Genomic DNA, 16,314 nt, shown 5'->3' with positions numbered 1-16,314 from the left:
TTTTTTAGATTAAAAATGGACGAAGTGAACTGAATCACTTCGTCCATTTTTGCTTATTTACTTTCTTTATTTGCCAAAGCTGCACCAACAAATCCTTTGATTAAGCGTTGTGGGCGATTTGGACGAGAAATTAATTCTGGGTGGAATTGACAAGCCACAAAGAATTGTTTTTCAGGAATTTCAACAATCTCAACTAAACGATTATCTGGTGAAACTCCAGAGAAAACTAAGCCATTTTCTTCAAATAATTGACGGTATTTGTTGTTAAATTCATAACGATGACGGTGACGTTCTTGGACAACATCTTCATTTCCGTATGCTGCCGCAGTTTTCGTTCCTTTTTTCAATTTACATGGATATAAACCTAAACGTAGTGTGCCACCTAAATTCTCGATATTTTCTTGATCTGCCATTAAATCAATAATGTTATTTGTCACGTCAGGATTAGTTTCTGCAGAACCAGCATCTTCTAAGCCCACAACGTTACGACCAAATTCTACACAGGCCATTTGCATACCTAAACAAATACCAAGGAATGGTACGTCATTTTCGCGAGCAAAACGAATCGCTTCAATTTTTCCTTCAATTCCACGATCACCAAAACCACCAGGAACCAAAATACCATCTGCTGAACCAATTCTTTCAGCGACATTTTCAGCAGTTAATTCTTGTGAATCAACCCAATCAATTTCGATATCTGAATCAAAATCAAACCCAGCATGTTTTAATGCTTCTACAACAGAAATATAGGCATCTGGTAATTCAACATATTTACCAACCAGCGCAATTTTTGTTTTCTTTTTCAAGTTAAGAACTTTTTCTTCTAATGCACGCCACTCAGTCATGTCTGCAGCCGGTGCATCCAATTTTAAATGATCACAAACAATTTGATCCATGTTTTGTGCTTGAAGTGCTAATGGAATGGAGTATAACGTTTCAACATCACGAGATTCAATTACCGCTTCCGGATTAACATCACAGAATTGTGCTAATTTGTTTTTAGTGTTTTGAGAAACAGGTAATTCCGTACGGACCACTAAAATATTTGGTTGAATCCCTAAACTTCTTAATTCTTTGACACTATGTTGTGTTGGTTTAGTTTTCATTTCGCCAGCCGCTTTTAAGTAAGGAATCAAGGTTGTATGGATGTACATTACGTTGTCACTACCCATATCAGCTTTCATTTGACGCAATGCTTCTAGGAAAGGTAATGATTCGATGTCGCCGACAGTACCACCTACTTCTGTGATAATCACATCGGCATCCGTCATTTTCGCTGCACGCATGATTTTTTCTTTGATTTCATTGGTAATGTGTGGAATAACTTGCACTGTTGCACCTAAGTATTCCCCTTTACGTTCTTTACGTAAGACTTCTGAATAAATTTTCCCAGTGGTTACGTTTGAGTATTTATTTAAGTTAATATCAATAAAACGTTCATAGTGACCTAAGTCCAAATCTGTTTCGGCACCATCATCTGTGACAAAAACCTCTCCATGTTGGTAAGGACTCATTGTCCCCGGATCCACATTAATATATGGATCGAATTTTTGAATCGTTACTTTTAATCCACGATTTTTTAATAATCGTCCTAAAGATGCTGCGACAATCCCTTTTCCGATAGAAGAAACCACGCCACCTGTAACAAAGATGTATTTTGTCATAATAGTTAAAAACCCTTTCTTTGATAATATTTTGTAGAGAGAAGTAAAACAACTTTGAGACTCTTACGTTTCTCCAAATAAAAAAGAAACAAAAATAGAAAAGCTCCCTATCCATTACGAATAGGGAGCTTGTAAGTTCGTTCAAACTTCTGACCTTCTTAAAGGTGCCCAAGTAGTATAATACAAGCAAACGGACATCAGGTCAAGTACTTCTATTCAAGAAAATAATTTTTTCTATTTTCTCATTTTTCTTGGGCATTCAACTAAAAAGCTTGACTCCTTCTTAGGAATCAAGCTTTTTGGTTTCTTACTCTTCAGAATATTCGTCATCAAAATCGTCTTCATCTTCAACATCATCGTCATCAATGATTGTTAAATCTTCTTCGATTTGCGGAATGTCTTCTTCATCATCGTCTGAATCTGCACCAATCTCTTGTAAGTCAGAGTTGTATGCTTTGATTTCTTCATCTTCATCTTCTTCATCATCGTACAAGATGTCTTCTTCATCATCATTTGTTAATTCAGCATCTTCTGGATCGTCATCGTTATAGTCAATTACATCTTCATCGTTTGGATTAGTGATGAAGGCATTTACTTTTTTACGTTTTCTACGACGTGGTGCATCTTCTTCGTCTTCTTCCAAGCCATGTGTAACTTCTTCATCGATTGAATCGATTGGATACCATGAACGTAAGCCCCAACGATTGTCTCCCAATGAGATAAAGCTACCGTCGATGTTTAAATCTGTATAAAATTGTGCTAATTGGTCACGAATTTCACTATCAGACTTGCCAAGATAATTTTGGATTTGGTTAACTAAATCAGAAAAATCCATTACATCTGCATGTTGTTCTAAAATAGCGTGTGCTACTTCAATCATGGATAATTCTTTTTTGTTTAACCCTTCAAATACATTAATTTCCAAGAGGTACACGTCCTTTCACAGTCTACTCCTTATCATACAAAAACATTGAAAAAAAATCAATTCTATTCTGCAATATTTATGCAGTAAATTCTAATTCTAAATGATATTCTCCGATTCGCTCTGTTTGAGAGTATAAATCATAATCAACTAAAATCTTACCAGACATTGGTTGATCTTTTAAACTAACACGCAAATTATGTGTAAACGTACTAATCTGTAGCAAGCCATAAGGGGTTCGATAACTTGTATCTAATTTTTCCTGATAGCCAAATCTTAAACGCATCCGTAATTCGCCGGCACGAATCAGCTGAACATGCCCGTCTGGTTCAATTTTAATGGTTACGGGGGTTGGTTCTGTATCCTCTAATAATTCTTCTTTGTAACGAATGTATAATGTATCACCCATTTTTACTAATTGACCTTCTAGGTCAAAGAAAAAATCTTTTTGTTCGTTGCCTTGTTGGACAATCGTTTTTAGTTGAATCGATACAGGAACGCCTGTTGATAAATCCATAATGGTCACTCCTTTTCCAAAATATAACTTTCTTATTGTTGACTTTTTCAATATATTTGTCAACTAAAGTCAATTTTTCCTTGTTTATGTACCTTTTCTTATTGTATAAGCTCTTTTCACGGGTTGCAAGCATTTGTTTCATCTATTTAATAAGAAAACCGTTTACTATTTTAGAGAATTCCTTCAGAATTCGTTTATATAACATGCTTTTTTGCGTTTTTTGTATATAATATAAGAGAGAGTAAGAAAATAAACGTATTAAATGACGTAATTATAAATAGACAGGACGTTTTTTATGAGCACAACTTTTCCCCTTCACACTGAATCATTTATGCTCCTTGATTCAGGTTGTTTAACAAACAGTGACTATTTTTTACCTTTTGCCTTGACCGATGTTTTAACCACTTTTTCAGGAATGCAGCACCAACCAATCATTCATTTCTGGCAATTGGATCAAGCTATGATTCTTGGCATGAAAGATACCCGTGTACCTCATCTAAAAGAAGGAATCGCTTCTCTGCAAGAAAACGATTATTCTGTAGTCGTTCGCAATGCCGGCGGTTTAGGGGTGATTGCCGATTCGGGTATTTTAAATGTTTCACTTATTTTACCAAATAATTCTGAACACAAATTAAGTATCGATGCGGCTTATGAATTAATGTGGGCTTGGCTCCGTCAGAGTTTTCCGGAGAAAGAGATTGATGCCTTTGAAATTACTACATCCTATTGTCCCGGTACTTATGATTTAAGTATTGGCGGTCAAAAGTTTGCTGGGATTGCCCAACGACGCGTCAAAGACGGTATTTCTGTCATGATTTACATCAGCGTTAACGGCAATCAACTTGCTCGTGGAGAAGTGGTTCGAGACTTTTACCTTGCTGGGTTACAAGAACAATTTGGTGAAAACGGCTATCCACCCGTTGATCCAGCAGTGATGGCAAATTTAGAAACCCTGATTGAGACTCCATTAACAATAGACGCCGTAAAAACCCGTTTAATCGAAGCATTACCTCAACAATTTGAAAAATCTATTGATCCAAACTTAACCGAACCAATTATAACCTCGGAATGGTTCCAAACAAATTTAACTGTCCAGCTGGAAAAAATGGCGCAACGAAACGCCTTAATTAAAGGAGAGATCGTATGACGATTCCGTATAAAGAGCAACGATTACCAATCGAAAAAGTTTTCCGTGATCCCGTCCATAATTATATTCATGTCCAACATCAAGTGATTTTAGACCTTATTAATTCTGCTGAAGTGCAACGATTACGTCGCATTAAGCAACTAGGTACTTCTTCTTTTACGTTTCACGGTGCCGAACATAGTCGTTTTTCCCATTCTTTGGGTGTTTACGAAATTACACGTCGGATTTGTGAAATTTTCCAACGTAACTACTCTGTGGAACGATTAGGTGAAAACGGCTGGAATGACGACGAGCGCCTGATTACACTTTGCGCAGCTTTATTACATGATGTCGGTCATGGTCCTTATTCACATACATTCGAGCATATTTTTGATACAAACCATGAAGCAATCACGGTCCAAATCATCACCTCACCAGAAACGGAAGTCTATCAAATTTTAAATCGTGTTTCGGCAGATTTTCCTGAAAAAGTCGCCAGCGTTATTACTAAACAATACCCAAATCCTCAAGTGGTGCAAATGATTTCTAGTCAAATTGATGCCGATCGCATGGACTATCTGTTACGTGATGCATACTTTACAGGGACTGAATACGGAACCTTCGATTTAACTAGAATTTTACGTGTGATTCGACCCTACAAAGGAGGCATTGCCTTTGCTATGAATGGGATGCATGCGGTGGAAGACTATATCGTTAGTCGTTACCAAATGTATGTCCAAGTCTATTTCCATCCTGTTTCTCGTGGGATGGAAGTGATTCTTGATCATTTATTGCATCGGGCGAAAGAATTATTTGAAAACCCTGAATTTGACTATGATTTACAAGCCTCTCTGCTTGTACCATTCTTTAAAGGGGACTTCACCTTACAAGAATATTTAAAATTGGATGATGGCGTCCTCTCTACGTACTTTACACAATGGATGGATGTGCCTGATTCAATTCTAGGTGATTTAGCCAAACGTTTCCTTATGCGTAAGCCTCTGAAGTCAGCCACCTTTACGAACGAAAAAGAGAGCGCAGCAACGATTGCTTATTTAAGGGAATTGATTGAAAAAGTTGGTTTCAACCCTAAATATTATACTGCCATTAATTCAAGCTATGATTTACCTTACGATTTTTATCGTCCAAATAAAGACCGTCATCGTACACAAATTGAATTGATGCAAAAAGATGGCTCATTAGTGGAATTGGCAACGGTCAGTCCCCTAGTTGCAGCACTTGCTGGTCAGAGTCAAGGAGATGAACGTTTCTATTTCCCTAAAGAAATGCTTGACCAAGGAAATAAAAAACATTACGATTTATTTGATGAGACGTATCGTGAGTTTTCAAGTTACATTCATAATGGTGCGTTAGTTTTAAAAAAATAGGTTTTCTAGGAGGATTCTATGTCAATTAAGTTAGTTGCTATTGATATCGACGGAACATTGCTAAATTCACAACACAAGATTACCCCACGGGTCAAAGAAGCGCTCCAAAAAGCAAATGAGCAAGGCGTTCGTATTGTTTTATGTACAGGCCGTCCTTTGCCAGGCGTGAAAGAACAATTGGATGAATTAGCCTTATATGGTGAAAATGATTTCGTGATTACCTACAACGGTTCGCTTGTCCAAGCAACCAAAGATAATACGATTATTTCACGCTATACCTTGAGTTATGAGGATTTTTTAGAAATTGAAATGTATTCTCGTAAAGTCGGCGCTCACTTGCATACAATTGATGATTCCGCTATTTACACTGCCAATCGCAATATTGGTAAATATACGATTCACGAAGCATCTTTAGTGAACATGCCTTTGAAATATCGTACGGCGGATGAAATGACACCAGAGATGAACATTATTAAAATGATGATGATTGATGAGCCGGAAGTTTTAGATCCTGCCATTGCAAAATTACCATTACATTTTACCGAAAAATATACGACTGTTAAAAGTACACCTTTTTACTATGAAATCATGAATAAAAATGCTAGCAAAGGCAATGCTCTAGCAAAATTGGCAGACCATTTAGGCTTAAATAAAGACGAAGTGATGGCCATTGGTGACAATGAAAATGACTTATCCATGATTGATTACGCTGGGATTGGTGTTGCGATGGGCAATGCGACAGAAAATGTTAAAACAATTGCCGATGTGCATACCACTAGTAATGACGAAGATGGTGTCGCTCAAATTATTGAAAAAATGGTTTTAATTTAAACATTCTTTTCAATAACAATAACCCTCAATCTAATCAACATAGATTGAGGGTTATTCGTTATTTTATGATGATGCCGCTAGCCATTTTTCAACGGCCCAGCGGTGGCTTCCTCTTTTTAATAAACGGACTGCTTCTTCTGGTGCAACCCAGTGTAAAGTATTGGTCCTTTCTAAGGGTTCGCTAAGTTGCCGCCAAGTATTCGCTACATAAAAATAGCCAGGATTATAATAGGCAGTTTGGCGATGGTTCGAATAAAAATATTCATCAGCTTCCCCTAAATAACAGCCAATTTCTACACTAATTCCCAATTCTTCTAGCACTTCTCGATGGATCGCTTCTTCTTTCGTTTCGGTGCCTTCAATTTCGCCTCCTGGTAAAAAATAAGCTCCATTTGGCGCTTGTACCAGAACCATTGTGTTATTTTCTGGCTTTGAAACAATAATGTATGCAGCATATCTTGTTTGATAGGTCAATGTCTCTTCTCTTTTTCCAAACGTTGGCGTTTTCATTGGCGCACCTCTTCTCTTTTCATCTATTTTACCTGAGAAATTCCTTTAGAACAAGTCAGAAACCAAGCGTTTTTCTCTACATTTCACGTTTATCTATGCTACTATTAACGTTGGAAATATAATTAAGTTTGAGAGGGAGTTTTTAACTATGAAAATGGCTCATACATGTGTGCGTGTAAAAGATTTAGAGGCATCATTAGATTTCTATCAAAAAGCCTTCAATTTTGAAGAAAGTCGCCGTCGTGATTTTCCAGAAAATAAATTTACTTTGGTTTATCTAACTTTACCAGGAGACGACTACGAACTAGAACTAACTTATAATTATGATCATGAAGCATACGATTTAGGAAACGGTTATGGTCATATCGCCATCAGTACAGATGATTTAGAAGGATTACACGAAAAACATCAAGCGGCTGGCTTAACTGTTACTGACTTAAAAGGCTTACCTGGAACTGCACCATCTTATTACTTTGTTGTCGACCCAGATGGTTATAAAATCGAAGTCATTCGTGAACGTTAAAAAGTTTCACTTGTTCACTTACTGAGTTTTTTGTGTTTGAGAGCTGTCCGAGACAAAACTTGTCTCGACTTCTTCTCAAACACTTTTTTCAAAAAAAGTGCTACAATAGAACGTATGAATTTATTGAGGATGTGATGTTATTATGACAAAAAAAATTATTGGAATCGCTGGCAATCAACTTTTGCAGGCAGCTGAAGTGTTTCACGGTAACCAAGTGACTTACACCCCACAAGGTTTTGTTAGCGCTGTTCAAGCCGCAGGTGGCGTTCCTCTCGTTTTGCCAATTGGCCCCAAAGAATTAGCCGCTACGTATATACAACAAATTGATAAACTACTTTTAGCAGGCGGTCAAGATGTTGCCCCTGAATTTTACGGACAAGAACCCCATATAAAATTAGAAGAAACGAATCGTGATCGTGACGAGTTTGAGTTAGCCCTAATTGAAGAAGCCTTAAAACAAAACAAACCTATTTTTGCGGTTTGCCGTGGAATGCAATTAGTCAATGTTGCTTTAGGTGGCACATTATATCAAGATTTATCGATGTATCCTCAATGGTCAGTTAAGCACGGACAACAACCCACTCAACCAATCTTTGCGACGCATCGTATTGATGTTGAACCAGACAGTCAATTATCAAACATATATGGTACAACTGGTCAAGTCAACTCGTACCATCACCAAGCACTACATACTTTAGGAAAAGATTTACGCGTTACTGCTTGGTCCTCTGATGGCCTTGCAGAAGCAGTGGAATCAACAAATGAACAGCAGCCTTTATTAGCTGTTCAATGGCATCCTGAACTAATGTACGCACGTGATGCCAAATCCCAAGCACTCTTTAACTACTTTGTTCAAAAATTATAGCAAAAACGGAGGGACGTCTTTCGCCCCTCCGTTTTTACTTGCTATCATACTTAAAAATCAAAATTATCTGGATCTGCACCAAAACGATGATCCTTATTTAACTGATTAATTGCGGTTATTTCTTCTGGCGTTAATTCAAAATCAAAGACAGCAAAATTTTCCTGAATTCTTTTTTCGTGAACAGATTTGGGAATCACGATAATATCATTTTGTAAGTGCCAACGAATAATCACTTGGGCCGCTGATTTACCATATTTTTCACCAATTTTCACTAGTACTGGTTCAGATAATAAATTACCTTGTCCTAGAGGAGACCAAGCCTCCACGGCAATCTTATTTTCGGCTAAATATTTTCGTAGCGGTTCTTGTGTTAACGTAGGATGTAATTCAATTTGATCCACCATTGGCACAACATTTGCTTCTGTTAATAAATCTTCCAAATGATGTTGATGAAAATTGGAAACGCCAATTGCTTTGGCACGACCACTTGCGTAAATTTCTTCTAATGCTTTCCATGATTCTTTATATTTACCAGCAACAGGCCAGTGAATTAAATATAAATCAACATAGTCTAACCCTAATTTTTCTAAGCTTTTATCAAATGCTTTAATCGCATTTTCATAGCCTTGATCTTCATTCCATAATTTCGTCGTCACGAAAATTTCTTCGCGGGGAATACCCGATTGACGAATGCCTTCGCCCACCCCTGCTTCGTTTTTATAAACGGCTGCCGTATCAATCAAGCGATAACCCGCTTCTAAAGCCCATTTTACTGAATTTGTTGCTTCTGAGCCATCTTCTACACGCCAAACGCCTAAACCTAGGCGTGGCATTTCATTGCCGTTTGCTAATTTTTTTGTTTTATCCAAAGTCATGTGTTTCTTCAGTCCCTTCATTTTCATTACTTTTAGTATACTACGCATTCTTCTTTCACGAAACAATCACGACTTGTCAGGTCATTTTCTTTATTTTTAATAAATAACGACGCCAATAAGTCAGCACTCCGATTAATGCCACAACTACAATTGTTCGACCGCTAACGCTTCCAATCCACAGTTTAACTGCAAGTAACCAGATACAAAAGAGATAAACACAGGACCAATTAAAGGAAACTTTCAATGTACATGATTCCGCAATTTCGATTATCTGACTACTAAAAAAACGACTTCCTAATCGTAAAGCGACTGGATTATGGAAGATGAATGTTCGTCGCTTGTCAGCCGTCAAGCGAGTGGCACATCGTTCATCAATAAAAATTGTTACAGGTAATTTAGAAAGTAAATCATTTTTTGCCCATTCAATTGAAACTTTCACGCAGCACTCACAACCTTTAACAAAATTATAAAATATATTATTTATTTACAAAATTATAACATTCCTAAAAAAACATGTTAAGTCTTTAAAAAAACTTTCTATTTTCTTCCCCTTTCGCCGAGAGATTTAGTATACTAAAAGAAGAAATTTTAGAGAAAGTTGGATTTTTATGTTGATACTTGGTTTAGCCAGTACTGAAACAGTCGATTCTTCTGCTCCTGATTTAGCAGAAGCGACCGTAAAAAAAGTGAGCGCGCTACAACGCTTTTGGAACAATATTAATTGGGATGCCATTGTCGCTACCTTAATTGAAAAAAGTTTATCAATTTTATTTTTAATTTTTCTATTTTTTATTATTCAGCGAATCGGGAAATATTTAATTGATCGCACCTATGCAAATTATAGTAAAAAGCAACATTTTAGTGAAAGCCGTTTAAAAACGTTACACACTTTAATTATTAATGCATTTCAATATACGCTGTTCTTTTTCTTCATCTATTCTCTTTTGACCATTGTCGGTGTGCCTGTTGGCTCATTATTAGCCGGAGCGGGAATTGCCGGTGTTGCCATTGGTTTAGGGGCTCAAGGATTCATGAATGACTTAATTACCGGATTTTTCATTATTTTAGAACAACAAATGGATGTAGGCGATTATATTCGCTTATTGGCGTTAAATATTGAAGGAACAGTTACTTCTGTCGGATTACGAACCACTCAAATTAAAGCGGTTGATGGAACTGTTCATTTTATTCCAAACCGAAACATCACCACAATCAGTAACCTGTCTCGTGCCAATATGCAAGTGTTAATTGATGTCCGCATCAATCCTGAAGAAGGTTATGAAAAAATTTGTGAAGTGATTACAGAAGTCAATGAAACGTTAAAAGAAAAGTATATCGAAAGTATTCAAACTGGGCCAGATATTTTTGGTATGGTTGATTTAGGCAATGGCAACTTTGCGGTGCGAACGACCATGTATGTACTAAACGGCAAACAATTTGCGGTCAAAGAAGAATTTCTAGCTCAATATATCAAAGCATTAACAGAGGCCGGTTTTACGATTCCCAATACGCCCATTATTGCAAAATAAAAAACAGCCACCAGATATTTATTAGTTATCTGGTGGCTGTTTTTCTAATTGTCCAATGATTTTAAAAACCCACTAACTGCCTCCACTCCAAACAATAACGACTCTTCGTTCGGTTCAAACTTGGCAGAATGAAGGCTATAAGGACTTGCCACGCCTAACCAAAACATCGTGCCTGGGACTTTAGACAATAGATAGCCAAAATCTTCACCTGTCATTGCAACCGGTGCTTGTTGAAATTGAACTGTTGCTTGTTTGCTCATGTATTCAATAAAATTCGTGGTACATGCTGGCTCATTCACTACAGGTAAATACCCTTTTTGATCAAGATGAACAGTTACTTCACATTGAAAAGATTGCGCAATACCTTCACTAATTTCGCGAATTCTTCGCTGCGTTTGTTCATTCGTTTCTGCTGTCAATGTGCGAATTGTACCAGATAAAGTTGCTTCTTCGGCAATCACATTGCAGGCAGTCCCTGCATGAAAAGTCCCAAAAGTAACGACTGCCCCGACCACAGGATCAACATTTCGACTAACGATCGTTTGCGCTTGCTGAATTAAATTTGTGGCCGCCAAGACCATATCATTTGCTTGATGCGGAAAAGCCGCATGTCCACCTTTTCCTTTTAAGGTAATGTTCACTTCACAAGTGGCAGCAAACAATGTCCCTACTCTGGTACTAATAGTTCCGACTGGCAAATCAGGATTAACATGAAGCGCATAAAATTCATCAGGTAACCACTCACCAAACGCATGGTCTTCATACATCAACATCCCCCCTGCTTCATTTTCTTCAGCAGGTTGAAATAAAAATAAAAAGTTATTGTCTGGTTGCTGTTGACTTAATTCTTTCAAAACCCCTAAACCGATTGTCATGTGAAAATCGTGCCCACAGGCATGCATAAACCCTGGTCGTTTTGATTGAAAAGCAGAAACCACTTCCTCTTGAATAGGCAAACCATCAATATCAGCACGCCAGCCGATGGTTTTCTGAGGATTTTTGCCTTCTATGAAGACTAAAATCCCCGTTTGCCATGTTCGAACTTGCAGATAAGGTTGCTTCATTTTATCAATTTCATTAAGTAAAAAGGCTTGTGTTTCCTTTTCTTCTAAACCGATTTCAGGTATTTGATGTAGTTGCCGTCTAATCGCAATTAATTCTTCTTGCTCCACAAAAGCCACTCCTTCATTTTTTGGGTAATCGAAAGCCGCCATGAAGAAGTTTCTTCATCGCGACTGACTAATTTATTTTTAGATTTTACGTAATTCTTCTAAAATCTCTGTTTTACTCTTGGTTTTATCATCAATTTGTTTAATTACTTTTGCTGGCACGCCTGCGACAACGGTATGCGCTGGAACGTCTTCCACAACTACTGCCCCAGCAGCCACAACGGCACCTTCACCAACACGAACCCCTTCTAGTACGACCGCATTCGCTCCAATGACAACCTCGTTTTCAATAACCACAGGTGCGGCACTTGGTGGTTCAATGACACCAGCTAAAACCGTTCCTGCGCCAATATGACAATGCTTCCCTACAGTTGCACGACCGCCTAAAACAGCGCCCATATCAATCATAGTCCCTGCACCAACGACGGCGCCAATATTTAGAATAGCCCCCATCATAATCACCGCTTGATCGCCAATTTCAACTTTTTCGCGAATCAAAGCACCTGGTTCAATCCGAGCATTAATGTCTTTCAGATCAAGAAAAGGAATTGCAGAGTTACGTGCATCGTTTTCTACAACATAATCCTCAATTTTTTCTTTGTTTGCTTCTAAAAAAGGTTTTACGTCAGCCCAATCGCCAAACAGTGTCCCAGTTTTACAATTATTAAAGACCTTAATTGTTTCCGGAAACGTGACTTCTTTTAATTGCCCTTTCAGTGTTACTTTAACAGGCGTTTGCTTTTTGGCATCGCCAATATACTGAATAATCTCATATGCGTCCAATCACAGCACTCCTTTACTTCGTGTTATCATACAGAATAACGCATTTATGAGAAAAAAGTAAAGAGTTTCTTGCGTTTTATTTAAATTACTTTCATTTCTTCTTCTGATTTAGGCAGAACAAGATGATGTTTTTCTAACTCATGCGCCATATGATTGACCGCTTTTAAAATTTCTTTGCGTGTAATGATACCTTTAAAGCGTTGATTATCATCAACCACTGGTAAAAAAGAAGCATCTACTAATAAATGTAACACTTCTTCTAAATCCCACGATTCACCAATTACAGGAACATTGACTTCCATTACATCGGCCACAGTAAATTCATTCAATTTTTCAAAATCCACTGAAGTCAAATCAAACATTTTATCTACAACGTCTGTCAAGCCGATTAAGCCAACAAAGCGATCTCCCTTATCTAACACAGGAATCTTGGAATAGCGAACTTGCGATAAGACTAATGCCGCGTGACTTAAAGGATTTAAACACATTACATTGGCGACATTTTCGGCAGGTACTAAAAACGTTTCTTGTTTTTCTAATAATAATTCTTTTACAGCAGTCCCTATCATGATTGGGTTGCCTCCATTTCTAATTCTTTAACACGTAACTTATTGTACCTAATTCTGCGAAAAAAGTCTTGGAATTCGCAAATTCTTCATAACTTAACAAACGAAAATTAACGTTTTGTTCTATTCTCCCCAAAAAAAGAGAACGCTTTCTTAAAAAATAAAAAATTGATAGTAGAACATTCCCTCGCTGGCTTATGTTCTACTATCAGGTAAAAAATCGACTTTTTTACTTCGTAAACGTTGCCTTTAATCGTTCCAACGGTTGGTACTCTTTGTTATAGTACTGAACGAGATATTGTTCAGGTGTACTTTCAATTATGGCATATGTTTTCTCTTGAACTGGTCCACGAGGTAAACGAATACTTCCCGGATTAACAAAGAGAATGTTATTGTGTCGCTCTGCGCCGAGTACATGAGTGTGACCAAATAAGGCAATTGTCGCTCCTGCTTCTTCCGCTTGTAAAGCAAGTGTCGTGAGCCCCATTCTAACATTGGCCAAATGACCATGTGTCATATAAATAACTTGATCTCCCACTTTTTTAGTCACAGTTTTGGGAAATTCATCATAAAAATCACAATTTCCTTGGACTACAATTAATTTCTGCCAAAGTTCATCTGTCGGTTCTAATTCAGAATCACCACAGTGAAAGAGTGCATCGACTTGTCCTTCATAATGATTCACTAAGTCAACTAAACAGTCACGGTCGCCATGATTATCGCTTACTACCAAGATTTTCATACGTTTCAACTCCTATTTTTTTAGCCATTCTTCCCATTGTTCTTTTAATTTTGCCACTGCTTGTCCACGATGACTAACTTTATTTTTCTCTTCTCCAGACAATTCAGCTGCCGTTTTACCAAGCTCTGGGACATAGAAAAGTGAATCGTACCCAAAGCCTCCTTCACCACGAGGAATCGTGCCGACTTCTCCGGGCCATTCAGCTTCGACCACCAGACTTTCTTTCTTTGGTTCAGCAAAAACCAATGTACAATGGAAACGCGCTTGTCTTTTTTCTTTTGGCACGCCCGTTAACTCATGCAATAGTTTCGCATTATTTGAAGCATCGTTAGTTGGTTCACCAGCAAAACGAGCAGAATAGATTCCTGGCATTCCCCCTAACGCATCAACAATTAATCCTGAATCATCTGCTAATACTGGTTTCTGTAAAATTTCTGCAATTGTTTCAGCTTTTAGACGAGCATTTTCTTCAAATGTTCGACCAGTTTCTTCTACATCTGGCAAATTCGGATAATCTAATAACGTCTTAACTGTATATCCTTTTTCACCAAAAATTGAACTAAACTCTTTCGCTTTACCAGGATTTCTAGTTGCAATGACAATCACTTTCTCTTCTGAATCTTGCGAAGGGACTTCTTCAGAGGCTAAAGCATAAAGCGCTTCTTTCTGATACGCAATTAATTCCTCAATCCCTGTTTTTCCATAAAAGAGCATGGCATTTAACTCATCTCCTGAGAAGGTAGCTTCTTCACCCGTTCCTTGAATTTCCACAAATTCACCAGACTCGGTCATCACGATGTTCATATCCACTGCAGCATTCGAGTCCTCTGCGTAATCTAAGTCCAGCACACAATAACCATCGGGTAAAATACCCACGCTGACAGCAGCTAAATGCTCTTTAATTGGGTCTTCCGCTAGCGCACCAGTCATCAATAAATGATTAACTGCTAAGCGTAGAGCAACAAAAGCGCCTGTAATACTAGCAGTACGGGTTCCACCATCTGCTTGAATCACATCACAATCGACAACAATGCTCCGTTCCCCTAACTTTTCTAAGTCAACAACAGCTCGCAATGACCGCCCAATCAAACGTTGAATTTCCATTGTTCGCCCTGTTAATTTTCCTTTCGCACTTTCCCGAATATTTCTTGTGTTCGTCGCACGAGGGAGCATGCTATATTCAGCTGCTACCCAACCTGTTCCCGCGCCTCGTAAAAATGGGGGAACCTTTTCTTCGACAGTGGCTGAGCAAATTACTTTGGTATCGCCAAACGAAATAACCACCGAACCTTCTGGATGTTTAAAAACATTGGTTTCAATAGTGATCTTTCGCAATTCTTTTGGTGCACGACTATCATGTCTAATCATTTTCGTTTCCTCCTAAGTGAATCTGTTGTGCTTTTAAGTTCTCTATACCAAGCCAACTGCTTGCAATCTCTTCAAACATTTTTGCAGAACCAGTTGTATAAAATTCATGGGGCTGTGTAGTTGCTTCAGGTGTATGTGCAATGTCAAAATAATCGAGAAGCATGCTAACTTCGCCAACTGTTTCGGCTCCTGAGTCAATTAATGTCACATGACTTCCCATCACATTTTGAATCACCGGACGTAACAACGGGTAATGGGTACAACCTAAAATCAACGTATCAAGTCCTTTTAATTGTAATGCTTGAAGTGTTTCTGCCACAATTTTTTTTGCTACGGAAGAACGATATTGATTACTTTCAACAATGGGGACAAATTTAGGGCAAGCTAAACTAGTCACCTCAATTGCTGGTGCCTTACTTTTAATGGCGATTTCATAGGAAGCACTTTTGATTGTCCCTAACGTACCTATGACACCAATTTTGTTATTTTTTGTGACTTTAACGGCTGCTCGTGCGCCAGGTAAAATAACACCGACAACTGGAATTGGCAAGGCAGCTTTAATTTCTTCTAATGCGACAGCCGTCGCGGTATTACATGCGATTACTAGCATTTTTATTCGTTTTTTCAATAAAAAATCGGCCATTTCCCAAGTAAACTGAACGACTTGTTCGGCTGGTCGTGGGCCATATGGGCAACGGGCTGTATCTCCTAAATAAATTAATCGTTCATTTGGTAATTGTTTTAGCGCTTCCTTTAAAACAGTTAATCCACCAACGCCAGAATCAATTAATCCAATGGCTTCTTGATTGCTCATTCTCATCCTACCTTTGCCTTTTATTCACTGCCTTTATTTTCTACTTTTTAAGGACTATTGTCAATTTTTCCTGTTTTGCTCTCATTTATTTCTTTTTTTGAAGGAAATCTTTTTCGATTAAA

18 protein-coding genes are annotated in these 16,314 nt (G+C 37.9%); 6 read left to right on the top strand and 12 right to left on the bottom strand.

Features of this window, described 5'->3' with window-relative positions; all coding sequences use genetic code 11:
- Positions 1-53: 53 nt before the first annotated feature.
- The 3 genes from IGL93_RS04505 to IGL93_RS04495 form a co-directional block, all read right to left on the bottom strand.
- Positions 54-1,664: a CTP synthase gene (locus IGL93_RS04505; RefSeq protein ID WP_002357995.1), complete on the bottom strand. Its 1,611-nt coding sequence runs from the start codon at positions 1,662-1,664 to the stop codon at positions 54-56.
- Between the two features lie 307 nt (positions 1,665-1,971).
- On the bottom strand, positions 1,972-2,589 hold the full coding sequence (rpoE, locus tag IGL93_RS04500; protein ID WP_002357996.1) for a DNA-directed RNA polymerase subunit delta: 618 nt from the start codon (positions 2,587-2,589) through the stop codon (positions 1,972-1,974).
- Positions 2,590-2,665: 76 nt separating this feature from the next.
- Positions 2,666-3,103 carry a DUF1934 domain-containing protein gene (locus tag IGL93_RS04495; protein ID WP_002382132.1) on the bottom strand — a complete coding sequence of 146 codons (438 nt, stop codon included), beginning with the start codon at positions 3,101-3,103 and terminating at the stop codon, positions 2,666-2,668.
- A gap of 331 nt (positions 3,104-3,434) precedes the next feature.
- Between IGL93_RS04495 and IGL93_RS04490 the strand changes: the two genes are divergently transcribed.
- Genes IGL93_RS04490 through yidA form a run of 3 tightly spaced genes read left to right on the top strand, consistent with a single transcriptional unit; the run spans position 3,435 to position 6,448 of the window.
- Positions 3,435-4,250: a lipoate--protein ligase family protein gene (locus IGL93_RS04490; RefSeq protein WP_016617193.1), complete on the top strand. Its 816-nt coding sequence runs from the start codon at positions 3,435-3,437 to the stop codon at positions 4,248-4,250.
- A complete protein-coding gene (locus tag IGL93_RS04485) occupies positions 4,247-5,617 on the top strand; it encodes a dNTPase (RefSeq protein ID WP_002357999.1) in 1,371 nt (456 codons plus the stop codon). The genes IGL93_RS04490 and IGL93_RS04485 overlap by 4 nt, the downstream gene beginning before the upstream one ends.
- Before the next feature lie 18 nt (positions 5,618-5,635).
- Positions 5,636-6,448, top strand: coding sequence for a sugar-phosphatase (yidA, locus tag IGL93_RS04480; RefSeq protein ID WP_010775735.1), 813 nt, complete (start codon positions 5,636-5,638; stop codon positions 6,446-6,448).
- Positions 6,449-6,511: 63 nt separating this feature from the next.
- Here the strand turns inward: yidA and IGL93_RS04475 are convergent, their stop codons facing one another.
- A complete protein-coding gene (locus IGL93_RS04475) occupies positions 6,512-6,958 on the bottom strand; it encodes an NUDIX hydrolase (protein ID WP_002384709.1) in 447 nt (148 codons plus the stop codon).
- Positions 6,959-7,106: 148 nt separating this feature from the next.
- Here IGL93_RS04475 and gloA point away from each other — a divergent pair, with 148 nt between their 5' ends.
- Entirely contained in the window at positions 7,107-7,481 is a 375-nt protein-coding gene (gloA, locus tag IGL93_RS04470; protein WP_002358003.1) for a lactoylglutathione lyase, read from the top strand.
- Positions 7,482-7,623: 142 nt separating this feature from the next.
- Entirely contained in the window at positions 7,624-8,346 is a 723-nt protein-coding gene (locus IGL93_RS04465; protein ID WP_002358005.1) for a gamma-glutamyl-gamma-aminobutyrate hydrolase family protein, read from the top strand.
- Between the two features lie 50 nt (positions 8,347-8,396).
- Here the strand turns inward: IGL93_RS04465 and IGL93_RS04460 are convergent, their stop codons facing one another.
- Positions 8,397-9,269 carry an aldo/keto reductase gene (locus tag IGL93_RS04460; protein WP_002382129.1) on the bottom strand — a complete coding sequence of 291 codons (873 nt, stop codon included), beginning with the start codon at positions 9,267-9,269 and terminating at the stop codon, positions 8,397-8,399.
- A gap of 28 nt (positions 9,270-9,297) precedes the next feature.
- Positions 9,298-9,660, bottom strand: a complete 363-nt coding sequence (locus tag IGL93_RS04455) for a hypothetical protein (RefSeq protein WP_002358008.1) — start codon at positions 9,658-9,660, stop codon at positions 9,298-9,300.
- 169 nt (positions 9,661-9,829) lie between these two features.
- Between IGL93_RS04455 and IGL93_RS04450 the strand changes: the two genes are divergently transcribed.
- On the top strand, positions 9,830-10,750 hold the full coding sequence (locus IGL93_RS04450; RefSeq protein ID WP_002382128.1) for a mechanosensitive ion channel family protein: 921 nt from the start codon (positions 9,830-9,832) through the stop codon (positions 10,748-10,750).
- Between the two features lie 44 nt (positions 10,751-10,794).
- Here the strand turns inward: IGL93_RS04450 and IGL93_RS04445 are convergent, their stop codons facing one another.
- The 6 genes from IGL93_RS04445 to racE all read right to left on the bottom strand — a co-directional run bounded on the left by IGL93_RS04445 (position 10,795) and on the right by racE (position 16,198).
- Positions 10,795-11,964, bottom strand: a complete 1,170-nt coding sequence (locus tag IGL93_RS04445; RefSeq protein WP_024041721.1) for an N-acetyldiaminopimelate deacetylase — start codon at positions 11,962-11,964, stop codon at positions 10,795-10,797.
- 36 nt (positions 11,965-12,000) lie between these two features.
- Positions 12,001-12,702, bottom strand: a complete 702-nt coding sequence (gene dapD / locus IGL93_RS04440; RefSeq protein ID WP_010775733.1) for a 2,3,4,5-tetrahydropyridine-2,6-dicarboxylate N-acetyltransferase — start codon at positions 12,700-12,702, stop codon at positions 12,001-12,003.
- 80 nt (positions 12,703-12,782) lie between these two features.
- A complete protein-coding gene (gene cbpB, locus IGL93_RS04435) occupies positions 12,783-13,271 on the bottom strand; it encodes a cyclic-di-AMP-binding protein CbpB (protein ID WP_002358013.1) in 489 nt (162 codons plus the stop codon).
- A gap of 226 nt (positions 13,272-13,497) precedes the next feature.
- Entirely contained in the window at positions 13,498-14,010 is a 513-nt protein-coding gene (locus IGL93_RS04430; protein WP_010775732.1) for a metallophosphoesterase, read from the bottom strand.
- 12 nt (positions 14,011-14,022) lie between these two features.
- On the bottom strand, positions 14,023-15,378 hold the full coding sequence (gene rph, locus IGL93_RS04425; RefSeq protein WP_002358026.1) for a ribonuclease PH: 1,356 nt from the start codon (positions 15,376-15,378) through the stop codon (positions 14,023-14,025).
- Positions 15,371-16,198 (bottom strand): glutamate racemase, encoded by an 828-nt coding sequence (racE, locus tag IGL93_RS04420; protein ID WP_025192670.1) that lies wholly within the window; start codon positions 16,196-16,198, stop codon positions 15,371-15,373. The genes rph and racE overlap by 8 nt, the downstream gene beginning before the upstream one ends.
- Between the last annotated feature and the right edge of the window lie 116 nt (positions 16,199-16,314).

The organism is Enterococcus sp. DIV1328a, assembly GCF_050536905.1.
Classification (GTDB): domain Bacteria; phylum Bacillota; class Bacilli; order Lactobacillales; family Enterococcaceae; genus Enterococcus; species Enterococcus faecalis.
Note: the sequence above shows the minus strand (reverse complement) of the source record. Positions and strands in the feature narration are given on the sequence as shown.

What these genes read in the sequence shown, in the direction of transcription:
- IGL93_RS04505 (WP_002357995.1), bottom strand. Translation starts at nt 1,664, where the DNA reads ATGACAAAATACATCTTTGTTACAGGTGGCGTGGTTTCTTCTATCGGA.
- IGL93_RS04495 (WP_002382132.1), bottom strand. Translation starts at nt 3,103, where the DNA reads ATGGATTTATCAACAGGCGTTCCTGTATCGATTCAACTAAAAACGATT.
- IGL93_RS04490 (WP_016617193.1), top strand. Translation starts at nt 3,435, where the DNA reads ATGCTCCTTGATTCAGGTTGTTTAACAAACAGTGACTATTTTTTACCT.
- IGL93_RS04485 (WP_002357999.1), top strand. Translation starts at nt 4,247, where the DNA reads ATGACGATTCCGTATAAAGAGCAACGATTACCAATCGAAAAAGTTTTC.
- yidA (WP_010775735.1), top strand. Translation starts at nt 5,636, where the DNA reads ATGTCAATTAAGTTAGTTGCTATTGATATCGACGGAACATTGCTAAAT.
- IGL93_RS04475 (WP_002384709.1), bottom strand. Translation starts at nt 6,958, where the DNA reads ATGAAAACGCCAACGTTTGGAAAAAGAGAAGAGACATTGACCTATCAA.
- gloA (WP_002358003.1), top strand. Translation starts at nt 7,107, where the DNA reads ATGAAAATGGCTCATACATGTGTGCGTGTAAAAGATTTAGAGGCATCA.
- IGL93_RS04465 (WP_002358005.1), top strand. Translation starts at nt 7,624, where the DNA reads ATGACAAAAAAAATTATTGGAATCGCTGGCAATCAACTTTTGCAGGCA.
- IGL93_RS04460 (WP_002382129.1), bottom strand. Translation starts at nt 9,269, where the DNA reads ATGCGTAGTATACTAAAAGTAATGAAAATGAAGGGACTGAAGAAACAC.
- IGL93_RS04450 (WP_002382128.1), top strand. Translation starts at nt 9,830, where the DNA reads ATGTTGATACTTGGTTTAGCCAGTACTGAAACAGTCGATTCTTCTGCT.
- IGL93_RS04445 (WP_024041721.1), bottom strand. Translation starts at nt 11,964, where the DNA reads ATGGCGGCTTTCGATTACCCAAAAAATGAAGGAGTGGCTTTTGTGGAG.
- cbpB (WP_002358013.1), bottom strand. Translation starts at nt 13,271, where the DNA reads ATGATAGGGACTGCTGTAAAAGAATTATTATTAGAAAAACAAGAAACG.
- IGL93_RS04430 (WP_010775732.1), bottom strand. Translation starts at nt 14,010, where the DNA reads ATGAAAATCTTGGTAGTAAGCGATAATCATGGCGACCGTGACTGTTTA.
- rph (WP_002358026.1), bottom strand. Translation starts at nt 15,378, where the DNA reads ATGATTAGACATGATAGTCGTGCACCAAAAGAATTGCGAAAGATCACT.
- racE (WP_025192670.1), bottom strand. Translation starts at nt 16,198, where the DNA reads ATGAGAATGAGCAATCAAGAAGCCATTGGATTAATTGATTCTGGCGTT.